Below are 12,878 nucleotides of genomic sequence, written 5' to 3'. Positions count from 1 at the left end.
ACGACGCGGTGCCCCCCGCCCAGGAGGTCGCTTTGGCCAAGCCGTTCGCCTCGTCCGCGGATCTGGAGGACAAGGCGCAGACCCTGGAGATCCTCGGCGACGGGGTGTACGCCCTGACCGCCGAGGGCGATCCCAACGTCGGCGCGATCGAGGGCGAGGACTTCCTCGTCTGCTTCGAGGCGCTGGCCACCCCCGTCGCCGCCCGCGACTGGCTGACCCGGCTGCGCGAGCACACCGGCAAGCCCATCCGTTACCTCGTCCTCTCGCACTACCACGCCGTACGCGTCTTGGGCGCGAGCGCGTTCGGCGCCGACGTGATCGTCGCGCACGAGAGGACCCGCGCGCTGGTGGCCGAGCGCGGCCGGCAGGACTGGGAGTCCGAGCTCGGCCGGATGCCGCGGCTGTTCAGGGAGCCCACGTCGATCCCCGGCCTGACCTGGCCGACCGCGACCTTCACCGACCGGTTCACGATCGACCTCGGCGGCGGCCGGGGCGACCTCGTGCTCCAGCACTGCGGCCGGGGTCACACCGAGGGCGACATCGTGGCCTGGCTCCCCGACCAGAAGATCCTGTTCGCCGGCGACCTGGTCGAGGCGCAGGCCGCGCTCTACACCGGCGACGCCTTCCACGCCGACTGGGCCGGCGGCACGCTGGACGCGATCGCCGCGCTGGGCGCCGAGGCGCTCGTCGGCGGGCGCGGCGCCGTCGCGCGTGGGGCGGACGCGGTCGAGGCGGCGGTCGCCCAGACCCGTGACTTCCTCGAGGTCATGCTCCGCGAGGTCGGCGCGGTCCACGGGCGCGGCGGCACGCTCGGGGAGGCCTTCGAGGTGACCCACGAGCGGCTCGCCCCGCGCTTCGGCGGCTGGCCGATCTTCGAGCACTGCCTGCCCTTCGACGTCTCCCGGCTGTGGGACGAGCTGTCCGGGATCGAGCGCCCGCGGATCTGGACCGCCGAACGCGACCGTGAGGTCTGGGCCGAGCTACAGGACTGAGTCGTGGATCCCGTCGCGGTGATCGGCGCGGGGCCGGTCGGGCTGACCGCGGCGCTGCTGCTCGCCCGCTGGGACCTGCCGGTCGTCCTGCTCGAACGCCGTACCGTACGCGACACGACCGGCTCCCGCTCGATCTGCCAGCAGCGCGACGTGCTCGACGTCTGGGCCTTCCTCGGCGCGGGCGCGGTCGCCGCGGAGGGCCTCACCTGGACGACGGCCCGCACGTTCTACCGCGACCGCGAGCTGTCCCGCTGGAGCTTCACCGCGCGCGGCGCCTCGCCGCTGCCGCCGTTCGTCAACCTCTCCCAGGCGCGTACGGAGGAGATCCTCGGCGCGCTCGCGGAGGCGTCCGGCCGCGTCGACCTGCGCCGGGGACACGAGGTCGACGGCCTGCGCCAGGATGACGGCGGGGTGACCCTTCACTGCGCGAACGGGGAGACGGTCCGCGCCTCCCACGTGATCGCCTGCGCGGGCGCGCACGCCGGCGCCGTACGCGGGGCGCTCGGCGTGCGGTTCGACGGCCGTGCGTTCGGCGACGAATTCCTGATCTGCGACATCCGGGCCCGTCTGCCGGGGTGGGAGAGCGAACGGCGGTTCTACTTCGACCCCGAGTGGAACCCCGGCCGCCAGGTCCTGATCCACCCGTGCCCGGACTCGACGTACCGCGTCGACTGGCAGGTGCCGCCCGGCTTCGACCTCGCCGCCGAGGAGGCCGGGGGCGGCCTCGACCGCCGCATCCGGCAGATCATCGGCGCCGTCCCGTACGAGCTGGTCTGGCGGTCGGTGTACCGGTTCCAGTCGCGGCTCGCGGACCGGATGCGGGTGGGCCGGGTGCTGCTCGCCGGCGACTGCGCGCACCTGGTCGCGCCCTTCGGCGCGCGCGGGCTCAACTCCGGCGTGCCCGACGCGGAGAACGCCGCATGGAAGATCGCCTTCGTCGTAAGGGGCTGGGCGCCGGAGGAGCTCTTGGCCAGCTACCACGACGAGCGCCACGCCGCCGCGGCGGAGAACCTCGCGGTGACCGGCGCGACCATGAGCTTCCTCGTGCCGCGGACCGAGGCGGGACGGCGCGCCCGGCGCGAGACGCTGGAGCGCGCGGCGCGCGACCCGGCCGCGGCGGCCGCCGTGGACTCCGGGCGCTTCGCCGAGCCGTACTGGTACGTCGACTCGCCGCTGACCACCCCGGAGCCGAGCCGCCCGTTCCCCGGACGGCCGCCCAAGGGCCAGGACGCGGTGCCGGCCCCGGGCGTCATCGTGCCGGACGGCCCGGTCCGCGAGCAGGCCGGGCTCCGGCTCCGCGAGGTCGTACGGAACGGGCTCACCGTCCTGCTCGCGGACCGGGAGGACCACGGCGCCTTCGCCCGCGCCGCGCGCGCCGCCACCGGGGCGCCGGTGACCGTGCTCGGCCTCGGACCGGAGCTCGCGGGCGCGCTGCGCGCCGAGCCCGGGGACGTCTGGCTCGTCCGCCCCGACGCGCACATCGCGGCGGCGCTGCCCGCCGCCACGCCCGGTCGGCTCGCCGCGGCCGTACGGCGTGCGCTCGGATACGGCCGGGGAGCACGACGAGCCCGGTGACAGCCGGCCCTACGGCGGGCGCCGGGACACGGACTCAGCGGCAGGGCGGGACCACCCCCTGGATCCCGTCCAGCAGCGCGGTGAGCTCGGTGACCGCCGCGGTGTCGGACAGCCGGCCGAAGAGCTCCCGCGCCTCGCGCCAGGCGCGTGCGGCCGCCTCGTCGTCGCCGGCGCCCGCGTGGGCGCGGCCGAGGCCGCGCAGCGACTCCGCCAGGAACGCGGTCCAGCCGCGGCTCCGCCAGACGAGCACCGACTCCTCCAACTGGAGGACGGCCGACGCGAACCGGCCGGCCGCCAGGTCCAGGCCGCCCAGCACTCCCAGGGCGTCGGCGAGGTGGTGGCCCATGCCGTACCGGCGGCTGACCGAGACGACGACCTCGGCGGCCGGCCGGGAGCGCGGGTCGCCGAGCACGGCGTAGAGCTTGGCCAGGTAGAGCAGCGAGAACGCCTCGGCGTAGCGGTCGCCGAGCTCGTGGCACATGATCAGCGACTCGACGAGCAGGTCGTGGCCGCTGTCGAGGCGCCCGGCCGCGCAGTGCGCCGCCCCGAGGAACTGGATCGCCGTGGCCGCGAAGCGCGGGTTGTCCAGCTCCCGCGCCAGCTCCAGCGCCCGGCCCAGGTGCTCGATCGCCGCCTCGGCCCGTGGCTCGCCGCAGGCGATGCCCATCACGTGGTGCGCGCGTGCCTGCCCGCCGAGGTGGTCGTGCTCGCCGGCCAGCGTCAGCGCGCGCCCGGCGACCGCTAGCGCCTCGTCCGGGTCACCCTCGGCCACCAGCCCCCAGGCGCAGTTGACCAGCGCGTCGGCCATCCCGCGCGGCTCGCCGATCTCCTCGAACATCTCCAGCAGCCGCCGCGACCGCTCGTGCAGCGCGGCCATGGCCGTACCGTCCGGGTCGGCCGAGATCCAGGTCCTCACCTCGACCAGCCCGCGGAGCAGCACGGCCTCGCCGCGCCGGTTGCCGGTGGCCCGGCACAGCGCGATCGCCCGCTCGTGCGTCGCCCGCCACTCCGCCGTCATGGCGCGGACGTCGAAGTACTTCTCCAGGCAGCCGGCCAGGTCCCAGGCGAACTCATCCAGCCCGAGCTCACCGGCCTGGCCCGTGGCGGCCACCAGCGCGGCCCACTCGGCGTCGAACCAGGCCGCGGGGTCGCGCAGCAGGGCGCCGGCGAGCACCGGGGGCAGCGGCCGGCGCGGCGCGCCACCGTGGATGGCCGCGTAACACGGGCCGGGGACCCGCTCGGCGGCCCGCTCGGACAGCCAGAGCCACGCGCCGAAGGCGCGGACCAGCGCCGCGTTCCGTACGTCCGGTGGGTCCTCCTCCCGCGCCCGCTCGCGGGCGTAGAGGCGTACGAGGTCGTGGAAGCGGTAGCGCAGCCGCCCGGTGGCGTCGGTGCCGGCGACCGTGAGCAGGTGCGCGTCGACCAGTGCCTCCAGGTGGGCCTGGACCGACTCGGCGGAGGCGTCGAGCAGCGCGGTGGCCACCCAGCCGGCGAAGTCGGCGGCCTCCAGCAGGCCCAGCAGCCGGAACAGGCCGCGGGCGCCGTCGGGCAGCCGCGCGTAGCTGACCGCGAAACCGGCGCGCACCGCCAGGTCGCCGGCCGACAGCTCGTCGAGACGGCGGCGCTCGTCGCCGAGCCGCGCCGCGAGGTGGGCCAGGGCCCAGTGCCGCCGGCCGGCCAGCCGCGCGCCCGCGATCCGCACCGCGAGCGGCACGTACGCGCAGAGCCGGGCGATCTCGGCGGCGGCCTCGGGCTCGGCCGCGATGCGCCGCGCCCCGGCGATGCGCGCGAGCAGCCCGGTCGCCTCGTGCGCGCCGAACACCTCCAGCTCGACCGGCCGCGCCGACTCCAGCCCGGTCAGGCGCGCCCGGCTGGTCACGATCACCGCCGAGCCCGGCGAGCCCGGCAGCAGCGGGCGCACCTGCCCCTCGGAGGCGGCGTTGTCGAGCAGCACGAGGACGCGCCGCCCGGCGAGCAGGCTGCGGTACAGCGCCGTACGCTCCTCCGGTGGTTCGGGGATCGCGTGGCCGGCGATGCCGAGTGCGGCAAGGAAACCGCCGAGGACACGCGCCGGGTCCGCCCCGCCGCCGAGGTCGGCGTAGAGCTGCCCGCCGGGGAACCGTTCCGCCAGCCGGTGCGCGACGTGCACGGCGAGCACGGTCTTGCCGACTCCGCCCATGCCGGAGATCGCCGCGACCGCCGGGACCTCTGACTCCTCCAGCGCGGCGTGCAGCAGCTCGACGTCGGCCTCGCGGCCGGTGAAGTCGGCGATGCCGGGCGGGAGCTGGGCGGGGGAGGGCATCGCGTTCTCCACGAGCGGCCCCGGCGCGTGGTCGCGGTCACGGGCGAGCACGGTGAGGTACGCGCGCCGCACGCGGGCGCCCGGCTCGACGCCGATCTCGTCGTTGATCCGCTCGCGCACCTTCTGGTAGTGCCGCAGCGCGTCGGCCGGGCGCCCGTCGAGTGACAGCAGCTCGATCAGGCTCGCCTGCAGCGCCTCGTCGAGTGGATGCTCCCCGGCCAGCGCGGACACGCGTGCGACCGCCGAACCGGGCCGGCCCGCCGCGACGGCCGCCTCGGCGAACGCGACGGCGGCGCGTCGTACGGACTCCTCGACCTCGCGGACGAGCGCCCCGGCCCGGTCCAGGTCGGCGAGGACCGGTCCGCGCCTCAGGCCCAGCGCCGCGTCCAGTAGCTCGCACCGGGTGGCGGCGTCGCTGCGCCCGGCCCGGCGGACGAGGTCGCGGAACCGGCCGAGGTCCACCGTCTCGTCGGGGAGGACGAGGCGGTAGCCGCCGTCGTACTCGACCGGCGGCGTGTCACCCGGCAGCCGGCCGAGCCAGTCGCGGAGCCGGGACACCGCCGCCTGCACCGAACCGCGGCCCGTACGGTCCGCGCGGTCGGCCCACACGAGGTCGATCAGCTGCTCTGTGGTCAGCGGACGTCCGCCGGCGAGCAGCAGCACGCCGAGCAGCCCGCGGACCACGGGGGATCCTGGCGGCGGAACGGTCTTCCCGTCCGCCTCGATCAACAGTGGGCCGAGCACTCCGAACCGGGGCTCACCGGCGCCCATCCAGTCCTCACGCCTCCGTCATCGGTCAATGTCTCGCGGGGTCTTTTGGACTCCGGGCGACGCGATCCGGTTTCACGGGCTTTCATGGCGGGGTGACCATAGTATTCCTTGCCGTCCCCGCCGTCGGGCCGCACGCTGAGGACATGATGCGCAATTGTTCGTGTGGTCACGGTTCGAGCTGTTCCTGCCCGAAGGGCTGCTCGTGCGGATGTAACGGCTGAGGTCAGCCGCCGCCGTCACAGAGGCGGTTGAAGCGCGCCAGCATCCCGGCCATCAGCCGTACGTCCTCGATCGGCCACGTGCCGAGCACGAGGTGCCAGCGCTTCTGGCGGGCGTTCCTGGCGTTCTCCAGGCGCTGCCGTCCCTCTTCGGTGAGGGCGAGCACGTGGGCGCGGCCGTCGCCGGGGTCGGGCCGGCGCTCGATCAGGCCGAGCTCGGCCAGCACCTTCAACTGGCGGCTGACGGTGGCCTTTCCGAGCCCGAAGTGCAGCGCGAGTTCGCTCGCGCGCGCCCATGAGTAGTCGTGAATCCCGGCGAGGAGCCCGTACGCCTCGGGGTCGAGGTCGGGATGCACCTCACGACCCATCTCGGCGGACATCGCCCGGGCTCGGCGGAGGAACGTGCCGAGTTCTTGTTCGAGTGCGTTGAACGCCTCGTTGTCGGTGACCTGAACCTCGGTCGCCTGCGCTTCTGTCATTTTCGGTTGTTTCGCAGTAATGGCCATGTTGCGGTTACGGCAGAAGATAGCGGGTTCGTCGGCGTGAGGCGACCTAGTGGGCGCCGTGTTCCTCACCGTCGGGGGAGCCGCCCATCATTCTGAGCATCGCAATGCCACCTGTACGGACGAATCGGACAAGTAGGACAGCGGCGATGAACAGAAAGGCGATGTTGAGCCAGGTCGTGTAGTTCCACGCGATGTGCTCCTCCACGACCGCGGCGTGCCGTTCCCCCGGAGTGAGCCGAGTGGCGCCGAAGATCAGCTCGACGAGGTAGCCCGCGATGACCATGGCGGCGTAGAAGGTCGCGGTGACGAACAGCGCCATTCGCGTCCCGTAGTACTTCCGGTAGATGTTGATGATGGGCAGGATGATCAGGTCGCCGAAGACGAAGGCGATCACGCCGCCGAAGCTGATGCCGCCGTTCCACAGCACCGCGGCCAGCGGGACGTTGCCGATCGAGCAGACGAAGCTGACGACGGCGACGAGCGGCCCGACGAGCGGGCCCCAGAGCGCCGCCGCCACCGGGTGGCCGCTCAGGAAGAAGTGCCGCCAGAACGAGCCGGGCACCCAGGCGGCGACCGCGCCGGCGATCAGCAGCCCGATGACGAGGTCCCGGAGGATGGCCGCCCACTCCATCACGAACACGTGCGCGACCGCGGTGAACGCCTCGCGGGAGAACAGCCGTTCCCGGAACGACCCCTCCCGCTGGACGGCCATGTCCATCGCGGCGTGCCCTTCCATCGACCCGGCGATCCCGCGTTCGGCCTGGTCGCGGGCCTCCCGCAGCAGCCGCTCGCGCAGGAAGAGGCGGAACAGCAGGGCGATGGCCACGATCATGATCGGCCCGCCGACGAACTCGGCTGCGGTGAACTGCCAGCCCATCAGCAGCGCCAGCACGATGCCCAGCTCGATCACGAGGTTGGTGGAGGCGATCTCGAACGCCATCGCCGCGGTGAAGCTCGCGCCCTTGCGGAACAGCGACCGGGCCAGGGCGACGGCGGCGTAGGAGCAGGAGGAGGACGCGATGCCCATGCCGGTGGCGATCGCGAGCGTGCGGGGCCGGTCGTCGCCGAGCAGCCGGACGATCGTCGACCTGCGGACGACGGCCTGGACCACGGCGGACAGGGCGAACCCGAGAATCAACGCCCAGAGGATCTCCCAGGTCATCGACCCGGCGATCGCCAGCGCGTGCCCGATCGCGTTCATCCGCGAGCCTCCCTGGACGAGGGCGTACCGATCACTGCCGGAATGATAGTACCCCTAGGGGGTATACGCCAGAGATGCGCTGTTCGCGGATTCGCGGTCATGCCGTGGTGGGCGACCGGGAGCGCGTCCCGGCCGCCCACGAAAATTTTCTTCCCCTCGCCGGCCGTCGGCCCCGGCGATTACGGGCGGTACGGCGTCGCATCCCCGCGCCACCGGGATGCGGCACCGGCTCCGCCCCGGTGTCCGCGCGTCACGCCTGTCACGCGGATCCTTGGGACCGAGTTATCCGGCTAGCGATAAATGCGCCATCGCATTCCGAATCGACCGCAAGATTGCACAATGTGCGATCTCTTCTACTCTGCGCTCGGGCGGCAGGCGACGTCAAGGCGGCGAACAGTAAACAACGTCGCGTGTTACGTCACAATAAATCTTCTATTTCGCCGTAAATCACCGGTGTCAGAAGCCGGGGAACACGCGGCGCAAGTCGTCCAGCGTGATCGTGTCACCGCTGAGCTCGACGGCGGCCGGAGTGTGCTCGGGGGCGTGCCGGCCGGCGGTCAGGCGCAGCCACCACTCGGCGGGGGCGGTCAGGACCGCGTCCGGGCTGCCGGGGACCTCGGTGACGGCCACCGTCTCGCCGACCTCGAGCCCGAAGGAACGCTCCGGCGACGTGGTGTTCACCGCGAGGCTCACCGGCCGTCCCTCCAGCTCGGCGGCCCGGCCGAGGAAGCCGATCAGCATCTCGGACTGGGCGAACATCAGCGGCGTGGCCTCGGGGGCGAGCGTCGCCGCCGGGTCGAACGCCACCTTGACGTCCCAGGCGTGGTGGGCGAGCTCGTTGAGCCGCAGCCCGCCGGCGGTGGCCACGTCCACGGGCGCGGGCAGGAACCCCAGGTCGATGCGCAGGTCGTCGCGCGTCTCGTCGTCCAGCGCCTCGTAGCGGCTCGTCAGCGTCTCGCTCGCGGCGAGGAAGCCCTCGGCGCGCTCCTCACGCGACATGGCGTCCCAGCGCGCCCACACGTTCTTGTTGAAGTCGCCGCCCGGGTCGCCGGTGCCCTCCAGCGCGCCCTCGAGGCCGGCGAGGGCGATCTCCGCGCCGCTGCCGAGGTGGCTGAGCACCTGCGAGACGTCCCACTCCGAGGCCCCGGACGGACGGGCGAGGTCCTCCGCGGTGAAACCGCGCACCAGCGCGGCGAGCTCGTCGTGGCCGGAGCGCAACGCCTTGATCGTCTCGTCTGCTCGGTCGCTCATCGATCGTCTCCCGGGGGCGTGTCGGCGGGCCGAGGCGTCTCGCACTCGGCTCCGCCGGGCAGCTTAACGCCGGGCCGCCGCGCCGCCTCCGCCGACCGGCCCGCGTGCGGCGGGGGACGCGTCGCGGAGCCGGCCGTCGTACGCGGCTCCCCGCGGGCGGGCGTCACCGGCCAGCTGACCTCGCTTTAGCGGGGCGATAGGCGGCGGACCTGGTGTTCTATGGTCGAACCGGTCAGGATGTACGGCATGATCGCCGGCCGGGCACCTCCGTCGTCGTTCTCCACCTGTCCCAAAGGATGACCCCCTCGCCCCCCGAAAAGCCTCAAGACAGGAAGAGAGCTCTTCCATGAACGCGCTCACAAGCGGCACGCTGGCCGCTTCCTCCTGGAGCGGTCATGACACCCGGCTGATCCTCGCCGCCATCGCGGGTGTCGCCGTCATCGTCGTACTGATCACTCAGGCCAAGATGCACCCGTTCCTGGCGCTCATGCTCGGGACCGGCGTGCTCGGCGGCGTCGCCGGCATGTCGCTCAGCAAGATCATCGATAGTTTCAGCGGCGGCCTGGGCGACACGGTCGCCAGCGTCGGCGTGCTGATCGCGCTCGGGTCGATGCTCGGCAAGCTGCTCGCCGACTCCGGTGGCGCCGACCAGATCGTCGACACGATCCTCGCCAAGTCCGGCGTCCGCATGCTGCCCTGGGCGATGACGCTCATCGCGGTGCTGATCGGGCTGCCGATGTTCTTCGAGATCGGCCTCGTGCTCCTCGTGCCGGTCGTGCTGCTCGTCGCCAAGCGGTCCGGCCAGCCGCTCATGCTCGTCGGCATCCCCGCGCTCGCCGGACTGTCGGTCCTGCACGGCCTGGTGCCGCCCCACCCCGGTCCGCTCGTCGCGGTCAGCACCGTCAAGGCCGACCTCGGCGTGACCCTCGCCCTCGGCCTGCTCGTCGCCGTGCCCACCGTGATCATCGCCGGGCCGCTGTTCGGCCGGGTCGCGGCGCGCTGGGTCCACGCGGAGCCGCCCGCGGAACTGGTCGAGGACGACCCCGAAGAGGAGGAGACGACCCCGCAGCGGCGGCCCGGCTTCGCCCTCACGGTCGCCACGGTCCTGCTGCCGGTCGTCCTCATGCTCGGCAAGGCGGTCGCCGACGTCTGGCTGGACAAGGGCGACACGGTGCGTACGGTCCTGGACGCCATCGGCACGCCGCTGTTCGCGCTGCTCGTCGCGGTCGTCGTCGCGATGTTCACCCTCGGGCTGAGCGCGGGCTTCGGCCGCGAGCGGATCGCCTCCATCGTCGCCGAGTCGCTGCCGCCCATCGCGGGCATCCTGCTGATCGTCGGCGCGGGCGGCGGGTTCAAGCAGACCCTGATCGACTCCGGCGTGAGCAAGACGATCACGCAGGCCGCGGACGGCGCGAACATCTCGGCGCTGCTGCTCGCCTGGCTCGTCGCGGTCGGCATCCGTCTCGCGACCGGCTCCGCCACGGTCGCGACCATCTCGGCGGCCGGTATCGTGGCGCCCCTCGCCACGGGGATGAGCACCTCGCACACGGCCCTGCTGGTGCTCGCGATCGGCTCGGGCTCGCTGTTCTTCTCCCACGTCAACGACGCCGGGTTCTGGCTCGTCAAGGAGTACTACGGGATGAGCGTGGGCGAGACCATCAAGACCTGGTCGTTGATGGAGACGATCATCTCGGTCGTCTCCATCGTCCTCATCATGCTGCTCAACCTGGTGCTATGAGCGGAGCTTGTGGCCGACCCCGCCGTACATCCAGCGCGTCGGGGCCGGTCCCGGGTCCTCCGGGTCGGGCTGCCACTCGTCCAGCATGACCAGGCCGGGCGCCACCAGCGCGAAGCCGTCGAAGAAGGGCTCGATCTCCGCCCGCGAGCGGAGGTAGATGGGCGTCGGCGTGGTCGCGTAGACCGCCTCGATCTGCGCGGTCGCGTCCGGCGACTGCCCGTCCGTCGAGGTGTGCGTCGCGGCGATGTGGCTGCCCGGCGCCAGGGCCCCGTGCAACCGGCCCATGACGCGCGGCCGTTCCTCGGACGTGAGGAAGTGCACCATGGCGATCAGCAGCACGCCCACCGGCTCGGCGAAGTCGATCAGCTTGGTCGTCTGGGCGTGCCCGAGCACGTCGTCGGGGCTGTGCAGGTCGGCGGTGGCCACCGTGGTGTTGTCGTCGGCGGCGAGCAGCGCGCGGCCGTGCGCGAGGACCACCGGGTCGTTGTCGACATAGACGACGCGGGCGTCCGGGATGATCTCCTGCGCGATCTCGTGGGTGTTGCCCGCGGTCGGCAGCCCGGAACCGATGTCGATGAACTGCCGGATGCCCTGGCGCGCCATGTGCCGTACGGCGCGGCGCAGGAAGGCGCGGTTCTCCCGCGCGACCTGGCGTACTTCCGGGAGCGCCTCGGCGACCTTGTCGACGGCGGCCCGGTCGACGGCGTAATTGTCCTTTCCGTCGAGGTAGTAGTCATACATCCGGGCGACGCTCGGCCTGCTCGTGTCGATGCCCACCGGCGGTGCCTGTTCCGGCACGGGGTGACCTCCAGGAAGGGTCCGGCGAAAGAGCGGGTGACCGCTCTGTCACCCGCTCGGTACAGAGGCCGACTCTAATCGACACTTCCCGGCATATTTCTCGAACCGGTCTATCGACGTAAATGCGGACTAGACCGTCAAATCATCCGGCCTGGTCACCGGTCGGAAGGCGCGGGCTCTCCGGATGGACCGGCCGCTGCGGTGCCACACCCGTGTCATCCTCCGGCTCTGAGGTCCCGTACGGCCGGCGCGTCCTGCCGTGAACCCCGTCTCTCTCCCGTTTCGCGGCCTTCTCCGCCCGGCGCGTCGTGCTCGTGCCGACGCCGAGAGGGGTACGGGCCTCGGTGTCGGTCGCGGGGACACCGTTGATCTCGGCCTCGGACGGCTCGCGGCCGGGCCACTGCGGGCCGGGCGGCGGCGGCCCGAACGCCCGGTCGCCCGCGCGCCGCGTCTCCTCGCCGCCCCGGCCGGCCTCGGGCGGCGAGCCGCTCTCGGCTTCACGTCGATGGTTCATGTCCGACCCTCCGTTCCGCCTCGGCGAACTGGACCGCCTCCAGGACGAGGCCGTCTCCTCCCTGAAGGTCCATGCGTGTTCCGCCGCACCCGGGACAGACGGCGAGCATCCGGTCGGAGGTCGCCGTGCGCCCGCACGACCGGCAGGCGATGCGGGCCGGCTCGATGACCACGTCGAGATGCGCGCCGTCCGCGACGGTCCCGTCGGAGACCGCGATGAACGCCTGGTTGAGCGCCGGACCGCTGATGTGCAGCAGGGCGCCGGCGCGTACGCGGGCCCGGCGGACCCGCCGCCCGGCGGCGCGCCGCTCCACCGCCCGCAGGACGGCCCCGGCGATCCCGAGCTCGTGCATCGCGGTCACATGCCCCGGATCTTCAGATACCTCCGGAGGTCCGGCAGCGCGTTGATGACCAGCACCGTCAGCGCGGTCACCACCGCCAGGGTGAGCAGGCCCTTCATCATCGTTCCTCCCCGTCGAACCCTTCGAAGCCTTCGCGCGTCGCCAGAACAGGGCGCTCATCGGCGCACCGCCCCGTCCCGCGGACGCGGCCCGATCTGCAGGAGCGCGGTCTCCCGCTCGACCTCGACCGCCGTGATCTCCGGCGCGGCCGAGGCGACGGCCCGCTCGACCGCCGCCAGCGACGAGTGGCAGCCGCTCAGCCTGATCCGGAGCACGCCGTCGGCGACGCCCAGCAGTGTCACCTGGGGACCTACCCCGTCCAGGGCGGTCCGGACCCGTTCGAGCGTGGTCAATGGGTGCAGGTCGTGCACGATGAGCAGGCCGGACACCAGCTCGTCGGAGGTGAGCCGGTGGAGCGCCTCGGCCGCGCCGGCCTCGGTGACGATCTCCATCACGCGTTCGAGGCCCGCGCCGTACAGCCCGACCAGCGTGCGGACCAGCTCCTCGGCGGTGGCCACGGCCGCCGCGTCGGCGAGGCCGCCGAGGTCGGCCAGCAGCCGGTCGACGCGCTCCCCGGTCTCCTGGACGAAACGAGTCTCCATCGGCGTCCCC

Annotated in this window: 11 protein-coding genes; 3 read left to right on the top strand and 8 right to left on the bottom strand. The window is 72.9% G+C overall.

Annotated features, from left to right (window positions below; all coding sequences use genetic code 11):
• The first annotated feature begins 32 nt into the window (after positions 1–32).
• The gene (locus QWU11_RS05890; RefSeq protein ID WP_290104271.1) at positions 33–992 is read left to right on the top strand and encodes an MBL fold metallo-hydrolase; all 960 of its coding nucleotides are present in this window, start codon (positions 33–35) and stop codon (positions 990–992) included.
• A 3-nt stretch (positions 993–995) separates the two neighbouring features.
• Positions 996–2,567, top strand: a complete 1,572-nt coding sequence (locus QWU11_RS05885; RefSeq protein WP_290103996.1) for an FAD-dependent monooxygenase — start codon at positions 996–998, stop codon at positions 2,565–2,567.
• Positions 2,568–2,601: 34 nt separating this feature from the next.
• Here QWU11_RS05885 and QWU11_RS05880 read toward each other — a convergent pair whose 3' ends face one another.
• From QWU11_RS05880 to QWU11_RS05865, 4 genes are all read right to left on the bottom strand, one after another.
• Positions 2,602–5,640, bottom strand: a complete 3,039-nt coding sequence (locus QWU11_RS05880) for a BTAD domain-containing putative transcriptional regulator (RefSeq protein WP_290103995.1) — start codon at positions 5,638–5,640, stop codon at positions 2,602–2,604.
• Between the two features lie 223 nt (positions 5,641–5,863).
• The gene (locus tag QWU11_RS05875; protein WP_290103994.1) at positions 5,864–6,337 is read right to left on the bottom strand and encodes a MarR family transcriptional regulator; all 474 of its coding nucleotides are present in this window, start codon (positions 6,335–6,337) and stop codon (positions 5,864–5,866) included.
• 73 nt (positions 6,338–6,410) lie between these two features.
• Positions 6,411–7,565, bottom strand: coding sequence for a permease (locus tag QWU11_RS05870; RefSeq protein WP_290103993.1), 1,155 nt, complete (start codon positions 7,563–7,565; stop codon positions 6,411–6,413).
• Positions 7,566–8,021: 456 nt separating this feature from the next.
• Entirely contained in the window at positions 8,022–8,816 is a 795-nt protein-coding gene (locus QWU11_RS05865; protein WP_290103992.1) for a maleylpyruvate isomerase family mycothiol-dependent enzyme, read from the bottom strand.
• Positions 8,817–9,162: 346 nt separating this feature from the next.
• Here QWU11_RS05865 and QWU11_RS05860 point away from each other — a divergent pair, with 346 nt between their 5' ends.
• Entirely contained in the window at positions 9,163–10,554 is a 1,392-nt protein-coding gene (locus QWU11_RS05860) for a gluconate:H+ symporter (protein WP_290103991.1), read from the top strand.
• Here the strand turns inward: QWU11_RS05860 and QWU11_RS05855 are convergent.
• From QWU11_RS05855 to QWU11_RS05840, 4 genes are all read right to left on the bottom strand, one after another.
• Positions 10,549–11,352 (bottom strand): SAM-dependent methyltransferase, encoded by an 804-nt coding sequence (locus tag QWU11_RS05855; protein WP_290103990.1) that lies wholly within the window; start codon positions 11,350–11,352, stop codon positions 10,549–10,551. The genes QWU11_RS05860 and QWU11_RS05855 overlap by 6 nt on opposite strands.
• Positions 11,353–11,494: 142 nt before the next feature.
• Positions 11,495–11,866: a hypothetical protein gene (locus tag QWU11_RS05850; RefSeq protein ID WP_290103989.1), complete on the bottom strand. Its 372-nt coding sequence runs from the start codon at positions 11,864–11,866 to the stop codon at positions 11,495–11,497.
• Positions 11,850–12,218, bottom strand: coding sequence for a hydrogenase maturation nickel metallochaperone HypA (locus tag QWU11_RS05845; protein WP_290103988.1), 369 nt, complete (start codon positions 12,216–12,218; stop codon positions 11,850–11,852). Before QWU11_RS05845 ends, QWU11_RS05850 begins: the two co-directional genes overlap by 17 nt.
• Positions 12,219–12,382: 164 nt before the next feature.
• Positions 12,383–12,868 carry a hypothetical protein gene (locus tag QWU11_RS05840; RefSeq protein WP_290103987.1) on the bottom strand — a complete coding sequence of 162 codons (486 nt, stop codon included), beginning with the start codon at positions 12,866–12,868 and terminating at the stop codon, positions 12,383–12,385.
• Positions 12,869–12,878 lie beyond the last annotated feature (10 nt).

Source organism: Actinomadura sp. DC4 (assembly GCF_030406325.1).
Taxonomy (GTDB): Bacteria; Actinomycetota; Actinomycetes; order Streptosporangiales; family Streptosporangiaceae; genus Actinoallomurus.
Note: the sequence above shows the minus strand (reverse complement) of the source record. Positions and strands in the feature narration are given on the sequence as shown.